Annotated in this window: 17 protein-coding genes and 1 tRNA gene; 12 read left to right on the forward strand and 6 right to left on the reverse strand. The window is 41.6% G+C overall.

Annotated features, from left to right (window positions below; all coding sequences use genetic code 11):
* Nucleotides 1–37 precede the first annotated feature (37 nt).
* From fabG to PseudUWO311_RS06750, 6 genes are all read left to right on the forward strand, one after another.
* Entirely contained in the window at nucleotides 38–784 is a 747-nt protein-coding gene (gene fabG / locus PseudUWO311_RS06725; protein WP_142654423.1) for a 3-oxoacyl-[acyl-carrier-protein] reductase, read from the forward strand.
* A gap of 82 nt (nucleotides 785–866) precedes the next feature.
* The gene (locus tag PseudUWO311_RS06730) at nucleotides 867–1,370 is read left to right on the forward strand and encodes a plastocyanin/azurin family copper-binding protein (RefSeq protein WP_142654424.1); all 504 of its coding nucleotides are present in this window, start codon (nucleotides 867–869) and stop codon (nucleotides 1,368–1,370) included.
* Nucleotides 1,367–2,560 (forward strand): glycosyltransferase, encoded by a 1,194-nt coding sequence (locus PseudUWO311_RS06735; RefSeq protein WP_142654425.1) that lies wholly within the window; start codon nucleotides 1,367–1,369, stop codon nucleotides 2,558–2,560. The genes PseudUWO311_RS06730 and PseudUWO311_RS06735 overlap by 4 nt, the downstream gene beginning before the upstream one ends.
* A 22-nt stretch (nucleotides 2,561–2,582) precedes the next feature.
* Nucleotides 2,583–3,482, forward strand: coding sequence for a glycosyltransferase family 8 protein (locus tag PseudUWO311_RS06740; protein ID WP_142654426.1), 900 nt, complete (start codon nucleotides 2,583–2,585; stop codon nucleotides 3,480–3,482).
* 124 nt (nucleotides 3,483–3,606) lie between these two features.
* The gene (locus PseudUWO311_RS06745; protein WP_142654427.1) at nucleotides 3,607–4,170 is read left to right on the forward strand and encodes a Uma2 family endonuclease; all 564 of its coding nucleotides are present in this window, start codon (nucleotides 3,607–3,609) and stop codon (nucleotides 4,168–4,170) included.
* 7 nt (nucleotides 4,171–4,177) lie between these two features.
* Nucleotides 4,178–4,942, forward strand: a complete 765-nt coding sequence (locus PseudUWO311_RS06750) for a glycosyltransferase family 2 protein (RefSeq protein WP_142654428.1) — start codon at nucleotides 4,178–4,180, stop codon at nucleotides 4,940–4,942.
* A gap of 27 nt (nucleotides 4,943–4,969) precedes the next feature.
* Here PseudUWO311_RS06750 and PseudUWO311_RS06755 read toward each other — a convergent pair whose 3' ends face one another.
* From PseudUWO311_RS06755 to PseudUWO311_RS06770, 4 genes are all read right to left on the reverse strand, one after another.
* Nucleotides 4,970–5,551, reverse strand: a complete 582-nt coding sequence (locus PseudUWO311_RS06755) for a hypothetical protein (RefSeq protein ID WP_142654429.1) — start codon at nucleotides 5,549–5,551, stop codon at nucleotides 4,970–4,972.
* A 35-nt stretch (nucleotides 5,552–5,586) separates the two neighbouring features.
* Nucleotides 5,587–5,685: a photosystem I reaction center subunit XII gene (gene psaM, locus PseudUWO311_RS06760; protein ID WP_142654430.1), complete on the reverse strand. Its 99-nt coding sequence runs from the start codon at nucleotides 5,683–5,685 to the stop codon at nucleotides 5,587–5,589.
* A gap of 141 nt (nucleotides 5,686–5,826) precedes the next feature.
* Entirely contained in the window at nucleotides 5,827–6,459 is a 633-nt protein-coding gene (locus PseudUWO311_RS06765; RefSeq protein ID WP_142654431.1) for an alpha/beta hydrolase, read from the reverse strand.
* Nucleotides 6,456–7,055: a transglutaminase-like domain-containing protein gene (locus tag PseudUWO311_RS06770; protein WP_142654432.1), complete on the reverse strand. Its 600-nt coding sequence runs from the start codon at nucleotides 7,053–7,055 to the stop codon at nucleotides 6,456–6,458. Before PseudUWO311_RS06770 ends, PseudUWO311_RS06765 begins: the two co-directional genes overlap by 4 nt.
* 217 nt (nucleotides 7,056–7,272) lie before the next feature.
* Here PseudUWO311_RS06770 and ccsB point away from each other — a divergent pair, with 217 nt between their 5' ends.
* On the forward strand, nucleotides 7,273–8,328 hold the full coding sequence (gene ccsB / locus PseudUWO311_RS06775; protein ID WP_142654433.1) for a c-type cytochrome biogenesis protein CcsB: 1,056 nt from the start codon (nucleotides 7,273–7,275) through the stop codon (nucleotides 8,326–8,328).
* 162 nt (nucleotides 8,329–8,490) lie between these two features.
* Here the strand turns inward: ccsB and PseudUWO311_RS06780 are convergent, their stop codons facing one another.
* Both PseudUWO311_RS06780 and PseudUWO311_RS06785 read right to left on the reverse strand, forming a co-directional pair.
* A complete protein-coding gene (locus tag PseudUWO311_RS06780; protein WP_142654434.1) occupies nucleotides 8,491–9,129 on the reverse strand; it encodes a hypothetical protein in 639 nt (212 codons plus the stop codon).
* 18 nt (nucleotides 9,130–9,147) lie between these two features.
* On the reverse strand, nucleotides 9,148–9,429 hold the full coding sequence (locus PseudUWO311_RS06785) for a hypothetical protein (protein ID WP_142654435.1): 282 nt from the start codon (nucleotides 9,427–9,429) through the stop codon (nucleotides 9,148–9,150).
* 152 nt (nucleotides 9,430–9,581) lie between these two features.
* Here PseudUWO311_RS06785 and PseudUWO311_RS06790 point away from each other — a divergent pair.
* The 5 genes from PseudUWO311_RS06790 to PseudUWO311_RS06810 all read left to right on the forward strand — a co-directional run bounded on the left by PseudUWO311_RS06790 (nucleotide 9,582) and on the right by PseudUWO311_RS06810 (nucleotide 19,808).
* Nucleotides 9,582–9,655, forward strand: a tRNA-Asp gene (locus PseudUWO311_RS06790).
* 168 nt (nucleotides 9,656–9,823) lie between these two features.
* Nucleotides 9,824–12,946, forward strand: coding sequence for a response regulator (locus tag PseudUWO311_RS06795; RefSeq protein ID WP_142654436.1), 3,123 nt, complete (start codon nucleotides 9,824–9,826; stop codon nucleotides 12,944–12,946).
* Nucleotides 12,947–13,046: 100 nt separating this feature from the next.
* Nucleotides 13,047–16,064 carry a PAS domain-containing protein gene (locus PseudUWO311_RS06800; protein ID WP_190303419.1) on the forward strand — a complete coding sequence of 1,006 codons (3,018 nt, stop codon included), beginning with the start codon at nucleotides 13,047–13,049 and terminating at the stop codon, nucleotides 16,062–16,064.
* The gene (locus PseudUWO311_RS06805; protein ID WP_142654438.1) at nucleotides 16,065–16,487 is read left to right on the forward strand and encodes a response regulator; all 423 of its coding nucleotides are present in this window, start codon (nucleotides 16,065–16,067) and stop codon (nucleotides 16,485–16,487) included.
* A 3-nt stretch (nucleotides 16,488–16,490) separates the two neighbouring features.
* Nucleotides 16,491–19,808 (forward strand): response regulator, encoded by a 3,318-nt coding sequence (locus PseudUWO311_RS06810; protein WP_142654439.1) that lies wholly within the window; start codon nucleotides 16,491–16,493, stop codon nucleotides 19,806–19,808.
* Nucleotides 19,809–19,834 lie beyond the last annotated feature (26 nt).

Raw genomic sequence — 19,834 nt, forward strand, 5'->3', positions numbered from 1 at the left:
GAATTATGAAATAGATTATGGAGTTTTGAATATAAGCATGGGATTTTTAGAAGGTCAGGTGGCGATTGTCACAGGTGCATCTAGGGGCATTGGACGCGCGATCGCAGTTGCACTCGCAAATGAAGGTGCAAAAGTTGTCGTGAACTATGCTAGTTCTGCTAGTGCGGCGGAAGAAGTTGTTGCTGAAATTACAAGTAAAGGTGGCGAAGCGATCGCCTTCCATGCCGATGTATCTCACGAAGCGCAGGTAGAGAGCTTGCTCAAATCAGCGATCGACACATGGGGACGTGTAGATGTTTTAGTCAACAATGCTGGCATTACTCGCGATACGCTGTTGCTACGAATGAAGCTAGAAGATTGGCAAGCAGTAATCGACCTCAACCTGACAGGTGTATTTCTAACCACCCGTGCCGTATCAAAAGTCATGCTCAAACAGAAATCAGGGCGCATTATTAATATTGCCTCTGTTGCAGGCCAAATGGGCAACCCCGGACAAGGCAACTACAGCGCGGCTAAGGCTGGAGTAATTGGCTTTACTAAGACTGTTGCGAAGGAAATGGCGAGTCGTGGCATTACTGTAAATGCAGTTGCACCTGGATTTATTGCCACAGATATGACCGCAGATCTCAAGAATACCGAAGAGATTCTCAAATTTATTCCGCTTGGGCGCTATGGTCAGCCTGAAGACATTGCAGGAATGGTCAGATTTTTGGCGGCTGATCCTGCGGCAGCCTACATTACTGGACAAGTATTTAATGTCGATGGCGGCATGGTCATGGCTTAATTTTTGTGGCGCGGCAAAGCCGCGCCACAAAAATTAAATCGCCGAGTCCTAAATTCTGTTAGTTTTTTTGAGAGAGGTATATATGAGCCGCACCTTCAAAATTTTTAGCCAAGTTTTGAGTATTTGGATATTTACAATTTGCTTTTTGGTGATTAGTCCAAATTTGGCGATCGCTGCTCCTATCAATGAAACAGTCAAATTAGCGTCAGTCGATTTCACAAAACAAACTGCGATCGAAGTTAAGGTCAGTTTGAGCAACAATGCTAATGAACTAAAATTCTTTCCAGATCGCTTCACCTTTGAATCTGGTAAACGTTATAAGTTATTACTAAGCAACACCAGTGGGATGAAGCATTATTTCACCAGTAAAGATTTTGCTGATGCGGTCTGGACGCAAAATGTGGTGGCAGGCAATGTGGAAGTTAAAGGCAATATTCGCGAATTAGAATTACGTCCGAATACAAATGCTGCATGGACTTTTATCCCGATTAAGTCTGGTACTTACGAATTACATTGCGCGATCGCAGGACATGCTGAAGCAGGAATGCGTGGTCTTATCACAATTCAACCTAGTGTAGTAGATTGAAAGTCCTTCATATCATTCCTTCGGTAGCGTCATTGCGCGGAGGGACAAGCCAAGCTGTAATTGAAATAGTAGGTGCTTTGAGATCGCAAGGTATCGATGCAGAAATTGCGACCACTAACGACAATGGTAAAGACTTACTAGATGTGCCTCTATACGAACTTACTGATCGGCTTGCAGAATATGGAAATATACCGATTCGTTTCTTTCCCAGATTTTCCCCAAAGATCAATGCTGTACGTGAGTTTGCCTTTTCGCGATCGCTGACAACTTGGCTATGGCAACATATCAATGAATATGATCTAGTCCATGTACATGCAATTTTTTCCTATGCTTCAACGATCGCGATGGTGATCGCTCGTATTCGGAAAGTACCTTACTTGAATATGCCTCATGGATTACTATGTAAATGGTCGTTACAGCAAAGTAAGTTCCGCAAACAGATCTATCTGAATGTGATTGAACGCTCCAATTTATTGCATAGTCAATCGCTCCATTTCACGACTCAACAAGAACAAGAAGAATTCAATCTATTAAAGTTAAATATTCCTAGTTTTATTTTGCCTTTGGGAGTGCAGATTCCGATTCTAATTCCCAATGCTCAATCTCATCTACGATTACTTCTGCAAATTCCCACTCACTTTCCTATTCTTCTATTTATGTCACGTATCCATCCCAAAAAAGGGTTGGAATATCTCATCGAGTCTCTTGGTAAATTAAAAGAATATAATTTTGCTTTGATAATCGCAGGTAGTGGTGAATCTGATTATGTGCAACAGCTTCAAGATTTATTGGTTGCTCAGGGCATAAGCGATCGCGCTCATCTAGTCGGCTTTGTAGAAGGCGAAATCAAAAATCTCTATCTCCAAGGCTCGGATCTTTTTACGCTCACTTCTCATTCCGAGAACTTTGGTATCGCGGTGATGGAGTCACTTGCAGCTGGTACGCCAGTGCTAATTACTGATGGAGTTGCGATCGCACCTATGGTAAAAGAAAAAGCGATCGGCTATGTCACTAAATTAGAGATTAATGCGATCGTTGTAACATTGGAAAATTTTTTACAAAACTTTCATCAAAAACTACATAACAGGTCACGCTCCCAGCAAATTATTGCTGAGAACTATAGTTGGCAATCTATCAGTGCCCAACTTGCTACAATTTATCGCGATATAATTACATTGCAAAATATTTAAAAAATTTTTAGTGATACCCTAAATGGAATTATCTACGATATGTGTAGCTTTATGCGCTGACAAAAATATTGAGGTTGGACTACATGTAACCTTGTATTCTTTATTGGAAAGTCAGCAACATTCAGTTAGGATATATTTTTTGCAAAAGGGTTATAATTCGGCAGATATAGTTAAGATCCAAAAAACTCTACAACCATTTGATGGCAAATATGAGCTAAAAGTCATTGATTTTGACGATCATATTTTTAGTAAATACAGGGGATTGTATGGCAACAAATTTACATTTGTACGTCTTATGCTTTCTAGCTTACTACCAGAAGATAAAGTGATCTATCTTGACAGCGATCTTGTAGTCAAAAAGGACTTGAGTTCTCTATTTTGTCTAAACTTAAACGAATATGTCATTGGTGTTTCAGGTATTGGCAACATAGGCTACTCACTAGAAAACAAGTTTTTTATATCTATTGGGTTGGATAATGACGCTAGATATTTTAATGCAGGAGTAATGTTGATTAATTTAGAAAAATGGAGACAACTAAATATTACAAAGCAATGCTTAGAATTTGCTGATAAATATCCTAATATGCTCCTAGCTGCCGACCAAACAATACTAAACTATGTATTCTATAAAAATAATTTCTATGAACTGGATAAATCTTATAATGTAGCTTTATACCCAAGCTCAGTATTTATCGAAAGTGATAGTACAAATGGGGTTTTTCATTTTGTTGGCTCTCCTAAACCTTGGGACTTTTTAGGAGAATTTATCCATAGCAACTATCCTTTATTTCAAAGTATCCTTAGTAAGACTGAGTTTAAAAACTATAAAACATACCTTGATCTTTCTTTTGCCAAACTGAAAAGAACTCTTAGGTTATCTAGGTCGTACTATAAAATATCAACGAATAGATTCCGCCAATGAGTAAGATATATGTCAGCTATTAATTCAATTATATTTATACTAAAAAATATCTTGATACAGTCAACTAGGTTACTGAAATATTCTTTGTCTGTCGTCAATTATCATTTTTAATTGTTGAATAATCATGATCGCAACACCTGTCAAAACTCTAACCCTAGATGCATTTCTGCAATTACCAGAGACTGAACCTGCTAGCGAATATATCAACAATAGTATTACTCAAAAAATTATGCCAAAGGGACGGCATAGTAGATTGCAAGGCAAACTTTACCAAGAAATTAATCAAGTTTCTGAATTACCAAAACTTGCCTATGCTTTCCCAGAGCTAAGATGTACTTTTGATGGTCGTTCAATTGTTCCAGATATTGCAGTGTTTGAATGGCAAAATATTCCATTTCTCGTGGATGGAGAAATTCCTGACAACTTTAATCGTGCTCCAGATTGGATCATTGAAATTCTCTCAACTGATCAAAATGCCAACAAAGTTATCGGCAAGATTTTACATAGCCTTCTGAATGGTAGCAAATTAGGTTGGTTTATCGATCCTAGCGATCGCAGCATCCTCACATTTCAGCCTAATCAACAACCTGTATTAATGGTAAATAGCGATCGCTTACCCAGTTTAGAGATAATTCCTTTAGAGCTAACAGTTGAAGCTTTATTTAGCTGGTTAAAAATGGAAAGTTAGATTTTAGATGCTAGAACAAATTACTCCATTAATTCTCACTTATAACGAAGTTCCAAATATTGGACGTACATTAGAGCGGTTAACTTGGGCAAAAAGAATAGTTGTAATTGATAGTTTTAGTGATGATGCAACTCTAGAAATTTTGAATAGTTATCCACAAGTAGAAGTTTTCCAGCGTCAATTCGACCATTTTGCTGAGCAATGTAATTATGGACTATCGCAAGTTCAAACTGGATGGGTACTTTCATTAGATGCCGATTATATTCTTAGTAATGAGTTGATTGAAGAGTTACATTCATTGCCAGATCATCTAACTAAAGATGCGTACTTTGTTAAGTTCAAATATTGTGTATTTGGTATACCTCTACGCGGAACGCTATTACCGCCCCGCAAAGTTTTTTACCGCAAAGACAAAGCTATTTATCTTGAAGATGGACATGCTCATCGAGTCCAAGTTACTGGGGATTATGGGTATTTAGCAGGATACATAAGTCATGACGATCGCAAGTCATTAAGTCGTTGGTTACAGTCTCAAGATCGCTATTTATTAATTGAAGCTCAGAAATTACTGGCTACACCAAAAAGTGAATTAAGCTTTGGCGATCGCCTTCGCAAACAGAAGGTGATTGCGCCAATTGTGATTTTGCTTTACTGCCTGATTCTTAAAGGTGGGATTTTGGATGGTTGGGCGGGTTGGTATTATGCGTGGCAAAGAACATTAGCTGAAATTTTATTAGCAATTCGGCTAATTGAGCTAGAACGCCATAAATAAAAGGCGGTGCGAAGCACCGCCTTTTATTTATGGATTTTGTCGATTGTTATACTTTTGGGCGGTGGTTGTGGTCGGCATTACGCCATCGCTATCAGTATTTGGTGAAGCAACTTCAGACGGATCAAGGAGCTTAATCGTCACTTGATTATTTTTGATCCAGCCCTGATTCCTCAAAAATAGTTCCTGAGACTTCCCAGAGTTTAAAGCTTGTGGCAATTTTTCGCGCAACCCATTTACCCGTTGCTCGGTCGAGTTTACCTCTGTTGTAAGCTCATCGAGACGATCTTTTTGTGAAGATTGATATGGGAGTAATTTGGTGATTGCCGCGATCGCAGCAATAGAAAGAGCAACATTAACGGCAATTACTATAATTGACTCAGTTGCTTTTGCTCGGTAATACTGTTCTTTTTTGCGATGGACATTCTGAGCAACTGCTTCACTGTAGCTGCTAGCAATATTAGTGGATGCGAAGCTTTCGCCAGAGGTAGAATGGCTGCTGCGTGAATGCATACTCACGACATCATTTCTCCCGTACTGACTCTGCGATCGCGGGGTCTGTTTTTGTACTTGTGGAGAAAAACGTGGAGATAAGTCTCGTTTGGCAACCATTCGCAACCTCTAGGCTGTAAAAATAGATATGATGACTAGGAATTGGAAAGAGCAGAACCTAATAGGGCTGCCATTACTGCGGGGAAAAGCGAGACTAACAAAGCGGTAAAAACTTGACCGTCTGAAAGATTCATACAATATCTCCTTATATAGTATTTATTTAGATCTTAACAATACACTGTCAGCTCAAAAATTGACTAGTAATTAGCAAAAAAAGTAGCAATTCTAATTATAAAAATAAGCTTTGATAAAAGTCAGGCGATGGCTGACTTTTATCAAAGCTTATTTTGGTGTTGCAAGATAAATTCTTGGATGCGATCGCAAGTTTCAGGACGAATTTCATGGGACATCTCATATTCCTCATATTCCACGTTTACGCCCAAGCGTTCAAAGACCTCTCTTGTATTGCGAGCTACACCAATGGGAACCACTGTATCCTCTGTACCATGAGCGATCAAAATAGGCGGGAATGCTCGATCTGAAAGTTCTTGCAATTCTTCTTCAGTAATATGCAAGTAGCCGCTCAGGGCTATCAACCCTGCCAATGGAAATACCAAACCAACGTCCAAGGTCATTGCCCCACCCTGTGAAAACCCTAACAAAAATGTTTTCTCTAAAGGTAAACCTGTCATTGCTGGTAAATCTTCAAGAAACTGGCTGAGTAGTTCACAGCTTTTGGCTAAGCCTTCAATATCAAGGCTTTGCAGGTCATACCACATCTTGCCATTGGGCATCGGATGGTTAAAGGGAGCTTCAGGACAAATCCATTGATAATTGGCGAGTCCGACCATGGGTGCAAGCGAGATCAGATCATCACAATTCGCGCCCCAGCCATGCAGTGCGACGATTACACCTTGAGCATCAGGATTGGGTAATTTTGAAGGCAGTGATCGGTAATTTAAAGTCATAATAAACCAAGATTCTGGGCGGAATCTAGTGAAATATCTGGCAAGTTATGCAGCATATCATCCCATGTAGTTTGAGCTTGTAACGCCTCTATAACTATCTGTAGAGGTGCAGCAAAAATTAGTTGAAAATCTGCTTCTTCTGGTAATTGAGTTTTGTAAGCTAACTTTTCAATTGGCGGGGTAAATTGAGCGTTAACTCCTTCTTTATTACCTCTAGCATCAACTCGATACCAACCAATTTCGGGCAAGTAGATGGCATTGAACCCATGCAGACTGTAGGGTGCACCTCGATCATCAATGCTCAATCGCTGATAACAAAATCCTGCTGGAATCTGGTTTGCGCGGAGTAGGGCGGCGAGTAAATGGCTTTTAGCGTAGCAGTAACCTGTTTTGTGTTGCAGAACATCTGAGGCTCGACAGGTCACAGGATTCATTTGAAAGTCAAAACTGTGGCAGATATTATCTCTTACCCATTCAAAGCAGGCTTTGGCGATCGCATCTTGATTCTTGTGCCCTGATGTAATTTGTTGGGCACATTTGATAATTTCGGGATGCTGCCAATCGATAACTTCAGTAACTTGCAAATACTCTTCCATATCAAAAAGCTTGAACTCTATAGAGATATCAATGTTTATACCAAAATCAAACACCAAGAGAGAGTTGTGGCGCGAAGCGCCACAACTCTCTCTTGGTGTTTATCTAAGTGACAAATGGTAAGGCTTAGCAACATCGCTTACAATGAAAACGCATAGGATATGCACTTTTAAAATTCAAATCATACAAACTTTTCAAAATTGCTGGAGAATTGCCTGAATGCAACTCGTCGCGCTTCAGAACTTACTGGACAACTCATCATTTGCTGTCCTCTTTGCGACCATGCTCGTTTTCTGGGTACATGTCGCATTCCCTAACTTGCCATATTTACGATCGCTTGGTAACGCAGGCATGGCGATCGCCAATCTTTGTATTGCTACATTGCTGGGAGCGCGTTGGATTGATGCAGGCTATTTCCCACTGAGCAACCTTTACGAATCGTTGTTTTTCTTAGCATGGGGGATTACCACCATGCATATCGTGGTTAATCGCATTGGCAACAAAAGCGCCAATGATACTGCAAAGCGTCTAGTTGGGGCTTTCACTTCACCCCTTGCAATGGGAATCACCGCTTTTGCTGCCCTAGCTCTACCATCGGGGATGCAAGTTTCTGAGCCACTTGTTCCTGCACTGAAGTCAAACTGGTTGATGATGCATGTTAGCGTCATGCTGCTTAGTTACGCGGCTTTGATGACAGGTAGCATTTTAGCGATCGCCTTTTTGATTGTTACCCGTGGGCAAGATGTGGTGTTACAGGGTAGTTCCTTTGGCACAAATCTGCGCAGCATTGCTGATGTGAATAATACGAATAATCCTAGCTCTGAGACATTTGCGGCTTTTGCAGTTGAGAGCATGGGCGGTATTTTGAATTCGGGGAATTTACAATCAGCGAATAGTTCGACGCTGACCGCTGAAGCGATCGCTACCCAAACTAAGCCTCTATCTTTGCGTCGTCTTACTATCGGTGAGACTTTAGATAATCTCAGTTATCGAGCGATCGGCTTAGGTTTTCCTCTGCTGACGATTGGGATCATTGCAGGTGGAGTATGGGCAAACGAAGCATGGGGTTCTTACTGGAGTTGGGACCCGAAGGAAACATGGTCTTTGATTACATGGTTAGTCTTTGCGGCTTATTTGCATACTCGCATTACCAAGGGCTGGCAAGGACGCAAACCTGCGATTTTGGCTAGTGTGGGGCTATTAGTAGTTTGGACTTGCTATCTTGGTGTAAATCTTCTCGGTAAAGGTTTGCACAGTTACGGTTGGTTTCTTTAACAAAAAAGCCTCGCTAAGCGAGGCTTTTTTATTAAAGAAAAAACAGAAAATATACTAATTCGTAGGGGCAGGTTTTGCAATAAATCTATGGGTAAACCATTGAATTGTGGCTAAACCTGCCCCTACAGGAATTTTTTGCTGGGAATCTCCTTGATTTGAGATTTAACGGTTGCTTAGCTCTTGCTCAAGTTTTGGGAGACTATCCAGCTCAAACACCGTAATTTGTCCAGAATTAGCGCTACCTTTACCATTTTGCAATAACTCTACCCAGTAGCCGTACTTCTTGCCCTGACGTAATTCTCCTTGTAAAGCTCTGAGAATTGGTGAAGCATTCTTGGATTGCGATCGCTGCAACATCGCTGCCGTTGGATAGGCATAAACCCGCTTGGCTGTGGCATAGTCGCGCATAATATCTGGCCCATAAATAGAGCGCAGTGATTCTTCTAGCCGAGTGCGTGTCACCCCATTAATGATGTCAAAAATTCTAATCTGCTCACTTCTAATGAGATTTGCGTCACTCTTCTGGATAGCAGCAATCCCCGGTAGCACTACACTGGCTTGAAATTGAAAACGTCTTGATGGCGTGTCACTTTTGCGCACAAGCAGACGCTCGCCAGCTTCTGGGCGCAATGCTGGATTGGTTCTAATCCAATCAATGACTTGATCGGGTGTTTGACCTGGCAAGGCGATCGCTGATGGCATGACGGATGGCACTGTTGTTGGTATGGCGATACTGACAATCTGCGTCAAAAGCGTTGTGGCGATCGCAATTTTGATGTTTTCGCTTTTAAAGCAATTCATGGGAGTCCTCTACACCAATTAAATCCTATTGGACAAATTCAGCTGGCAAATAATGGGTGACAGGATATCACGGACGGTCATAATTGCAATGACTTTTTCTGCTTTTTTGCGACATTTTGAGGTAGTACTACCTTTCCAGCCAAGAATTAATGATGCGGGGCTTTGCCCCGCATCATTAATTCCTGGTTGGAAAAGGTTTGCTGCGCCGTCGGCGCAGCAAACCTTTTCATAATGAAAATTGATGGATAGCAATTCTTGGCTGGGAAGGTAGTATAGCGATCGCCTTTCTCGGTCAGTCATTAAAAAATTTTCAAAAAAATATGCTTAGAGTATTGACAAACATCTTGTAAATCTACATAATGAGGAGCGCTTAAATAAAGAAACGCAAAAAACGAGCTGCAAGTCACCTTGTAATTAGCAATCTTTTAAATTAAATTTAAGCTCGAAAATCTGGGTTCGTAGTTCAATTGGTTAGAGCACCGCCCTGTCACGGCGGAAGTTGCGGGTTCGAGCCCCGTCGAACCCGTTCTGAAAGTAAAAAATGCAAAAAGATAAAGGTATTGCTTCGTAATACCTTTATCTTTTTGCATTTTTTTATATTTTCAATGGGCTAACGACTATTTGATGAAACCAGCTAAACTTAAGCAGTTGGTTAAAATTACCCAGCAGCTTTAATCATAAACTTTTATACCCAATGTTTTTAAGCAACAAAATAGTTTATGGATATGTGATCGCACTATGTATTACCTCATTAGGTACTGCAACTGGTTTACTACTGGGAAATTACTATCATCAAGAAATATTACAAAAGAACCAAACTCTATCGCAAGAGCATCAATCGTTAGATGTTCTTCAATTGGATATTTTATATAATCGTCCTGCCAAACAATTATCTTCCTATTTAAAGGATCCACAAGATTTTCGGCGCGAGAGTGCCAAATTTCTTGAATCTATTCAAACAACCTTAACCCTTTTGGAAACTCATATTGCTTCAGGGAAGTTATCCAAGATCGAAGGGCTAGAACCCTTACTAAAAGAACATGAGGTTTTTCTAAGAGAATTTAAGCAAGAATCTCAAGCCCTGTTCGCGCGATTAGATCGACTAACCGCATCACCGAAAACTCTCGCAGAAGTGGAATCCCAGCTAGTTAATTTTTTTAAGAGTAAAAATTTTCTACGGTTTATTGAGTTTCCCGATCGCCTAGCGCCCTTTGTCCAAACTATCTATAAACATGAAAAAGAAGCTGACAATGAACTTAGTCAAGCTAAAGTACTTCGCCTGCAAATAAGTATCACTAGTTTTCTCTTGTCAGTCGCGATCGCGGCTTTGTTTATTCGGTATATTAGCCATGCGATCTCCATTGAGCAAGCTCAAGCTAACCAAAAATTGCAAGATCAACTAGTTGAGCGTCAGCAAGCAGAAGCTAGATTACTCAAGAGTGAAACCCATCAACACGCCATACTTAGTGCTCTTCCCGATATGATCATTCGCATAAATCGGGAAGGCTTTTATTCAGAATTTATTGCCAGTCCTAGCTTTCCTGTTTTGGGGGTTGCGGCTGATCTCGTGGGAACCAATTTGTCTGAGACACTTCCTCCTGATTTAGTCCAACAACGGATGGAATATATTCAACTGACGTTGCAAACTAATTCTATCCAGATTTACGAACAAACTCTTTGTATTGATGGAAAAGACCAAATCGAGGAGGTGCGAATTGTTCCTTATAGTGAAGATGAGGTTTTATTGTTGGTACGAGATATTAGCGAACAGCATTTTGCCCAGCGAGATCGCCAACAAGCTGAAATAGCCCTAGCTGCCAGTGAAGCCAAAAGTAGGGCAATCTTATCGATGATTCCTGAATTAATGTTTCGTGTTGGTAGAGACTTGGTTTATCGGGAGTTTATCACCCAACCCAAGGATTTTGCGATGGCGTTGCAAAATGTCAATCTTGCTGGTAGATCGATGCTGGAAATGTTACCCGCAGATATTGCGAAAAGACATATTAGCTATCTACAAAGAGCCTTGCAAACTGGTGAATTGCAATTCTATGAGCAAAAAATTCAAGAGGGCGATCGCTTCTATTATGAAGAAGTTAGAGTGATCAAAATTAATGAAGATGAAGTTCTGTTCATGATTCGCGACATTAGCGATCGCAAACAGGCTGAATTAGCACTGGCAAGTAGTGAAGCCCATAGCAAAGCAATGCTCTCAGCAATTCCCGATCTGATGCTTCGAGTTGGGGCTGATGGGGTTTATCGGGAATTTGTCACGCAAAATCGTGATTTTGCGATCGCTACTCCCAAGATCGATCGCGCTGGTCAATCGATGGCGGATGTGTTACCTAAAGCGATTGTCGAACGTCAGTTTTACTATTTACGGAAAGCTATAGAAACGGGTGAACTTCAAGTCTACGAGCAACAAGTTCAAGTAGCGGATCAGTTGATAGATGAAGAAGTTAGAGTTGTAAAAAGCGGCGAAGATGAAGCCCTGTTTATGATTCGTGACATTAGCGATCGCAAACAAGCAGAAACTGCACGTAAGCAAGCCGAGCTACAACTACACAAACTCAATCAGTCTTTAGAGAGCAAAGTCAGAGAACGTACAGCAGAACTCCAACAAACTAATGAAGAATTGATCCGTGCTACAAGACTTAAGGATGAATTTCTTGCTAATATGAGCCATGAACTTCGCACGCCTCTTAATGCGATTCTGGGTATGACCGAGGGCTTGCAAGAGCAGGTCTTTGGCGATCTTAACGAGCGACAGCTTAAGGCTTTGGGAACTGTTGAACGCAGTGGCTCCCACCTGCTGGAGTTGATCAATGATATCCTCGATTTGGCGAAAATTGAAGCGGGACAACTCGAATTAGATTGCACCCCCACATCAATTAGTCATCTCTGCCAATCTAGCCTGTCATTTATCAAACAACATGCCTCGCAAAAAGGTCTTCAGCTTGAGGTAAAAATTCCGCTAAATCTCCCTAGCCTGTTTGTTGATGAACGACGTATTCGCCAAGTTTTGATTAATCTGCTGAACAATGCAGTCAAGTTCACACCAAAAGGAGGGCGAGTTAATCTAGAAGTTACGCAGTTGCCCCCTGATGTAGCTACGAGCGATCGCCCTTCACTGCAATACTTAAGAATTTCTGTGATCGATACGGGTATCGGCATCTCACCAGAAAATATCAAGAAATTATTTCAGCCCTTTATCCAAATTGACAGTGCTTTAAATCGGCAATATGAAGGAACGGGGCTAGGGCTAGCCCTAGTGAAGCGCATCGTCGAACTTCATCATGGGAGAGTGGGACTAACTAGCGAATTAGGTGTAGGGAGCTGTTTTACAGTCGATTTACTCTATGATTGTTCTTCTGAAATAGTCGTCAGCAAACAACCTGAGACGACTTTATTATTGGATGCTCCAATCACTAACGAGAATGATCGCCAATCTCCGATCATTTTGTTAGTAGAAGACAACGAAGCTAATATCATTACTATTGTGAGCTATCTAGAAGCTAAGCACTATCGCGTTTTGTTAGCAAGGAATGGGCAGGAGGCGATCGCGATCGCCAAAGCTCATCAACCTGACATAATTTTGATGGATATTCAAATGCCTGTGATGGATGGCATAGAGGCGACTAGACAAATTCGTCTTGATCCTAACTTGGTTAATATCCCAATTATTGCGATGACAGCATTAGCTATGTCAGGCGATCGCGATCGTTGTCTTGCGGCAGGAGCCAATGAATATGTAAGTAAGCCTTTGAAACTAAAGCAACTAGTAACTACGATTCAAAGCCTTTTGAAATTATGTAAATAATAAAAAATAATTCTTTGTTTTTTCGTTTGAATAAGGGTAAAGGGGGTAAAATAAGAGGTAATTTATGACTTTTGCGTGTTTTTTTAATTGCGCAATTTTTATGTCTACTGATGTAAACGTCTTCTCTGCGGGTGATCTGGGGGCAGCAATAGTCCATAACCCACTAGTTGTTAAAGCTGAAGCTTCAGCCATAGAAGCGATTGTCCTGATGAGCGAGAGTCGTGATAGTGGTATGTTCGCAAAGATTCGAGCAAGCTGTGTGTTGGTGGTTGAAGGGGAAAAAGTCCTTGGTATTCTCACAGAAAGTGATGTGGTGCGTCTTATTGCCCAGCAGCGATCGCTAGAAATTTTGACCATGCAATCGGTAATGACTTCGCCCGTGATCACAATTCAGGAAACTGAATGTGGGGATTTATCCTCATTGATAGAGATGATGCAACAGCAACATATTCGCCATTTGCCGATCTTGGATGATAGCGATCGGCTAATGGGACTTGTCACTATCGAAAGCCTATGGCAAGAGATACATTCCTCATCTCAGCTTTTCAAAAAATCCTACGAAGCAGAGTTAAAAAAGAGTGAACAAAGATTTGTTTCGCTGAAAGCTACCGAACAAGCACTGAAATTGCAGCGAGACTTAAATCAGCTCATTGCCGAAATTACCAGTCGATTCATCGATATTAGTCCAGACTATCTAGATGTGGAGATTGATCGCTCCCTACAACTAATTGGCGAAGCGACTAACTCTGACACTAGCTATCTGATCAAGTTTCAGGTTAGAGAGGAGGATGAATCGACTCTCCCAGAGGGCACGGGGAGTATGACCCATGAATGGACTAAGCTCAAATACCCTCGACAAATCGAACAAGTGCAGAATGTACCCTTATCCGTATTCCCTTGGGCTAACGTCAAATTGCTACAGCGTGAAGTTGTCAATATATCTAGAGTTGACGATTTGCCCAGCGAAGCAATGCTAGACCAAGCAAATTGGCAACAGTTCAACTTAGTGTCCATATTAATGGTTCCCCTAATTCAAAAATCAGTTGTCACAGGATCGTTGGGATTTGCATCCTTCAGTGAGCGCATAAATTGGGATGAGGAAATCATTAGGTTATTGCAGGTAATGGCTCAAACCATAGCCAATGCTCAACAACGCGCTCAAGATGAACAGCAGTTATATGAGAGCGAAGAACGGTTGCGTCTAGCTCTTAGAGCTGCGAATCAAGGACTTTACGATCTTAATTTACAAACAGGGGAAGCGATCGTCAGTCTCGAATATGCCACAATGCTAGGTCATAATCCTGCCACTTTTCAAGAAAATAATGCTAGATGGATAGAACGTCTGCATCCAGATGATCGTGAGCATGTTGCTAAAGTGTATCAAGACTATGTGGCGGGGCTTTCTCCAGAATACAAAGTGGAATTTCGCCAACTTACACAAACGGGCGAATGGAAATGGATTCTCTCTCTTGGTAGAATTGTAGCTTGGGATGAGTCGGGTAATCCCTTGCGGATGTTGGGAACGCATACGGATATTAGCGATCGCAAAAAAGCCGCAGCAGAGCAATTGCTTGCTGAGCAAGTTCGCCAAGAATTAAAATTCTTAGAAAATATTCTTGATATTGTCCTCGCAGGCTATTGGGATTGGGATCTGCAAACTAACGAGGAATATCTCAGTAAAGGCTTTAAGCAAATGTTTGGCTACGAGGAGGATGAGTTGCCGAATTCCCCTGAGGCATGGCAACATCTGATCTTTGATGAAGACTTACCAATGGTTTTTGATTGCTTTGATCGGCATGTCCAGAGCCACGGTAAAGTTCCATTTTACAATGAAGTGAGGTATCGTCACAAAGACGGATCTACGGTCTGGGTCAACTGTTCGGGTAAAGTGATCGAATGGGATCAAGAAGGAAAGCCCCTACGAATGATCGGTTGCCATATCGACATTACTAAACAAAAACAGGCTGAGAATCGTTTACGCAAAAGTGATATTCATTTAAAGACTGCTCAACGAATTGGTAGGCTAGGAAGTTGGGAATTTATCCTCGATCCTGAACAAGTCATTTGGTCTGATGAGTTGTTTCATATCTTTGGGCGTGATAGGACTATAGCCCCTCCCAATTTAGATGAACTTCATGAATTATTACATCCTGATGATCGTGACCATCATCAGCAAGCCGTACAAACTTCTATTGCTAATGGACAGCCCTTTGATATTGAATTCCGATTCTTCCATCAAGATGGCTCGATCAGATATATCCAAGCTAGGGGAGAACCGATTTTCGATGATTCTAATCGCGTCATTCAACTCATCGGCACTGCTTTGGATATTAGCGATCGCAAACAAGCTGAAGCAAAGCTGATCCACACCACCACGCAGTTAGCTGCCTCTAACCGCGAGCTAGAAGCATTTGCATACTCGGTTTCCCATGATTTGCGATCGCCTTTAAGAGCGATTGACGGCTTCAGCCAAGCCCTTATCGAAGATTATGGAGACAAATTCGATGATGAAGGTAAGGATTACTTCGATCGCATTCGTCGGAACATTAAACGCATGGGGATGTTGATTGACGACCTACTGCGTCTATCCCGTGTGTCTAGATCTGAGATGCGATATAGCAAAGTCGATCTCAGTACGCTAGTTGCCGAACAGTTAAATGAACTGCAAGCAGCAGAGCCAGAGAGACAAGTTAAGTTTGTGATAGCTCCGAATGTATTTGTTTCAGCGGATAGTACTCTAATTCAGATGGTGATCGGCAATTTAGTGCAAAATGCTTGGAAATTTACTAGTAATCATGCGACGGCGAGGATTGAATTTGGCTTAATCTCTCCCGATAGCAACCAAAATGCTCAAATCACCTATTTTGTGCGCGATGATGGAGCCGGATTTGATATGAACTATGCCGACATGCTGTTTGGAGTTTTTCAACGACTTCATAACACCAATGAATTTGCGGGAACTGGTATCGGGCTCGCCACTGTGCAGAGAGCTATTCATCGTCATGGTGGGCGAGTGTGGGCAGAGGGAGCGATCGAGCAGGGTGCGACCATTTATTTCACCATCCCCGATACCATAGCCAGTTCAGCGACTAATTTGCCAATCGGAGGAGAATCTTAAATCATGACTTTACAACCAATTATACTGATTGAAGATAACCCTGACGATGAAAGATTAACAATTCGCGCCTTGCGTCGCGGTAATGTCGTCAATGAAATTCTCGTAGCTCGGAATGGTGAGGAAGCATTGTCAATGGTATTAAATGCTAATCCATTACCAAGTGTAGTCTTACTAGATCTCAAGCTACCTAAGATTGATGGATTGGAAGTATTACGACAGATTCGAGCTAATGCACGTACACATTTATTACCTGTGGTTGTGCTGACATCCTCCAGCGAAGAGCGCGACATCATCGATAGTTATAACTTGGGAGCGAATAGCTATGTACGAAAGCCTGTAGAAATCGAAAAGTTCATGGAAGCTGTGCGACAACTAGGGCTGTATTGGGCAGTCATTAATGAAACAAATCCAGGAGGTTTGTAAGCAATGAATGATACTCTAAAGGTCTTAAGCATAGAGGATTCAGAGGACGATGCGCTGTTAGTAATGCGCGAACTGCGGCGTGCAGGATTCACTGTTGTCTGGGAAAGGGTAGAGACAGCCGAAGATCTCCAAAATGCTCTAACTAACCAAACTTGGGATGTGATCATTTCTGATTACCATTTACCTAAATTCAATGCATCTAGAGCGCTGCAAATCGTTAAGCAAGACTTTCCTGATCTTCCTTTTATAGTTGTATCTGGTGTAATTGGCGAAACTTCAGCGGTAGAACTGATGAAAGCTGGCGCTCAGGATTACCTAATGAAGGGGAAATTAACTCGTTTAGCCGAAGCTGTGCGCCGAGAAATTCGAGAAGCTCAGATCCGAGTAGAGCGTCAACGTTCAAAACAAGAGCTAGATAGCGCCCAAGAACGTTTGCAACTCGCCATTGAAGGTTCTGGTATTGGTCTATGGGATTGGAATATTCAGACAGGTGCGGTAACGATCAATGATCGTTGGACTGAAATCATTGGTTATAGCATGGATGAGCTAGCACCGATTAGTTTTGAAACTTGGCAACAGCATACCTATCCAGATGATTCTCAGGAAGTCAATTTAGCTTTAGAGCAATACCTTCGCCAAGAAACCCCAAACTACGAATGTGAGTTGCGAATGCTCCATAAATCTGGCGCTTGGATTTGGGTGTTGAGCAAGGGTAAAGTAGTTGAGTGGGATGCCAAGAACAACCCATTACGGATGACAGTTACGCATCTAGATATCTCTACTCGCAAACAAGCAGAACTGCGAGTAGAGATGCAAAATTTGATTTTGGAGCGAATTGCTAAAGGAGAACCTTTGGCAAATATTCTAGATGTGTTAGTTCGTGCAACAGAAGAACAAATTGAAGGAGGAGTCTGTTCTATTTTACTTTGCGATCGCGCTGGCAAATTGCATCTTGGCGCAGCGCCTAATTTGCCCGATGCTTATAATCAAGCCATCGAAGGGCTAGTAATTGGCGAGGGTGTGGGTTCCTGTGGCACAGCCGCTTTTCGCAAAGAACCTGTGATTGTTACAGATATTACCACCGATCCACTTTGGCAGAATTTTAAGGAATTAGCCTTGGCTCATAATTTGCGATCATGCTGGTCTTTTCCTGCGATCGCTAGTGATGGTTCGGTGCTAGCCACCTTTGCCGTTTATCATCACGATATTCATATTCCCCATTCACGGGAGCTAGAGGTGATCAGTCTTGCTGCAAATATTGTCAAAATTGCGATCGAACGGGAACAAGCCACCCAAAACCTAGAGCAGTTAAATCGAGAATTGGAAGATCGGGTAGAACAGCGCACCGAGGCTTTGCAACATAGTGAATCCCGCTTGCGAGAAGCTCAACAAATAGCCCATCTTGGTAGTTGGGAATTGGATGTAATTACACAGAAAGTTACTTGGTCAGAGGAGATTTTCACTATTCTTTCCCTAGACTCCGATAGCTCTACATTAACCTATGAACAATTTATGCAATTTTTGGCTCCCCATGAGCAAGAGCGCTTAAAAATATTGAATGAAAGAGCAATTAAATATCGAGAATCCTTTACCCTTGATGCAGAAATTGTTTGTGCTGATGGCTCCATTGGTTATATTTTTATCAAAACAGAACCGATCTGGAATTCTCTGGGGAAAGTAACCCGATTGCTGGGAATCATAATGGATATTAGCGATCGCTATGCTATGCAAGAAGCTCTACGACGAAGTGAAGAACGAGCTAGAGCTACTCTCATGGCCTTGCCTGATCTCGTATTTCGGGTTGATCGCGAAGGAAAATATTTAGACTTTATGGTTTCATCTCAAGGTAGATACCTCGTTGATCCTCAGCAACTAATTGGTAAAAATATTTATGATGCTTTTCCTATACCTACTTCGACAATTTACGCGGAACGCAAATATACAGCTCTTCAGCAAGCACTCATTACGCAGACTGTCCAAATTTATGAACAGCAAATTGAGGTTAGCAATCAATGTCGTTATGAGGAGATTCGGATTGCTCCCTGTGGAAATGATGAAGTAGTCTTTTTTATTCGAGATATTAGCGATCGCAAACAGGCCGAGGCACAACTGCAACGAACAAATCAAGAATTAGCCCGTGCCACAAGACTTAAGGATGAATTTTTGGCTAACATGAGTCATGAACTTCGCACTCCTCTCAATGCAATTTTGGGCATGACTGAAGGCTTACAAGAGCAAGTATTCGGTAAAATTAGCGATCGGCAACTAAAAGCCTTACAAGCTATTGAGTCTAGTGGCTCTCACCTATTGGAACTAATCAATGACATTCTTGATCTTTCCAAAATCGCCGCTGGACAAATTGAACTTGACTGTGCACTCACTTCAGTCAATCATCTCTGTCAATCTAGTCTGACATTTGTTAGACAACAAGCGATGCAAAAACGTATCCAGATTCACACTAAAATTCAGACGAATTTGCCAGATCTGATGGTGGATGAACGACGGATTCGGCAGGCTTTAATTAATCTCCTTAGCAATGCCGTCAAATTTACTCCTGCGGAAGGAAGTATCACTCTAGAGGTTAGCCGTCTTCGGTCGATCACTTCTTTCCAAGAAGAAACCAATGAAGAAGTAAAGGAATACTTGAAAATTGAGGTGATTGATACTGGTATTGGTATCGCCGCAGAGAACATTCAAAAATTATTTAAGCCTTTTGTCCAAATTGACAGTGCATTAAATCGTCAATATGAAGGGACAGGATTGGGGCTTTCTCTGGTCAAGCAAATGGTGGAGCTTCATGGGGGTAAAGTCGGCTTAACCAGCGAATTGGGTGTAGGTAGTCGTTTCTTCATAGAACTACCCTATAGTTCCAATATTTCGGGCTCCTCTGACATGCTCGACAGAGATCAAACAGCTACAACCTCGCAACTAGACGATTCACCCACAGTCAAATCACAACTTCCCTTGATCTTGATCGCCGAAGATAATGAAGCTAATATCATGACGATTTCTAGTTATCTATCGGCAAAGGGCTATCGTATTGTGTTAGCCAAAAATGGAGAGGAAGCGATCGCGATCGCCTTGTCAGCTAAACCTGATTTGATCTTGATGGATGTGCAAATGCCATTAATGGATGGATTAGAAGCTACTAAAAAAATTCGGCAAATTACGAGTCTAGTCAAAGTTCCGATTATCGCTCTAACGGCTCTAGCGATGACAGATGATCGAGATCGTTGTCTTGCCGCAGGTGCAAATGAGTATTTGACTAAACCCATAAAATTAAAAGAACTAGTTACAATGATTCAGAAAGTCTTAATTTAACTAAGGAAATTACCCCACCCTAACCC

The organism is Pseudanabaena sp. UWO311, from assembly GCF_006937785.1.
Classification (GTDB): domain Bacteria; phylum Cyanobacteriota; class Cyanobacteriia; order Pseudanabaenales; family Pseudanabaenaceae; genus Pseudanabaena.

Coding starts and splice junctions, on each gene's coding strand:
- PseudUWO311_RS06755 (WP_142654429.1), bottom strand. CDS start 5,551: ATGGTTGCCAAACGAGACTTATCTCCACGTTTTTCTCCACAAGTACAA.
- PseudUWO311_RS06745 (WP_142654427.1), top strand. CDS start 3,607: ATGATCGCAACACCTGTCAAAACTCTAACCCTAGATGCATTTCTGCAA.
- psaM (WP_142654430.1), bottom strand. CDS start 5,685: ATGAATCTTTCAGACGGTCAAGTTTTTACCGCTTTGTTAGTCTCGCTT.
- PseudUWO311_RS06785 (WP_142654435.1), bottom strand. CDS start 9,429: ATGACTGACCGAGAAAGGCGATCGCTATACTACCTTCCCAGCCAAGAA.
- PseudUWO311_RS06730 (WP_142654424.1), top strand. CDS start 867: ATGAGCCGCACCTTCAAAATTTTTAGCCAAGTTTTGAGTATTTGGATA.
- PseudUWO311_RS06740 (WP_142654426.1), top strand. CDS start 2,583: ATGGAATTATCTACGATATGTGTAGCTTTATGCGCTGACAAAAATATT.
- PseudUWO311_RS06750 (WP_142654428.1), top strand. CDS start 4,178: ATGCTAGAACAAATTACTCCATTAATTCTCACTTATAACGAAGTTCCA.
- PseudUWO311_RS06780 (WP_142654434.1), bottom strand. CDS start 9,129: ATGAATTGCTTTAAAAGCGAAAACATCAAAATTGCGATCGCCACAACG.
- PseudUWO311_RS06810 (WP_142654439.1), top strand. CDS start 16,491: ATGAATGATACTCTAAAGGTCTTAAGCATAGAGGATTCAGAGGACGAT.
- fabG (WP_142654423.1), top strand. CDS start 38: ATGGGATTTTTAGAAGGTCAGGTGGCGATTGTCACAGGTGCATCTAGG.
- PseudUWO311_RS06800 (WP_190303419.1), top strand. CDS start 13,047: ATGTCTACTGATGTAAACGTCTTCTCTGCGGGTGATCTGGGGGCAGCA.
- PseudUWO311_RS06765 (WP_142654431.1), bottom strand. CDS start 6,459: ATGACTTTAAATTACCGATCACTGCCTTCAAAATTACCCAATCCTGAT.
- ccsB (WP_142654433.1), top strand. CDS start 7,273: ATGCAACTCGTCGCGCTTCAGAACTTACTGGACAACTCATCATTTGCT.
- PseudUWO311_RS06770 (WP_142654432.1), bottom strand. CDS start 7,055: ATGGAAGAGTATTTGCAAGTTACTGAAGTTATCGATTGGCAGCATCCC.
- PseudUWO311_RS06795 (WP_142654436.1), top strand. CDS start 9,824: ATGTTTTTAAGCAACAAAATAGTTTATGGATATGTGATCGCACTATGT.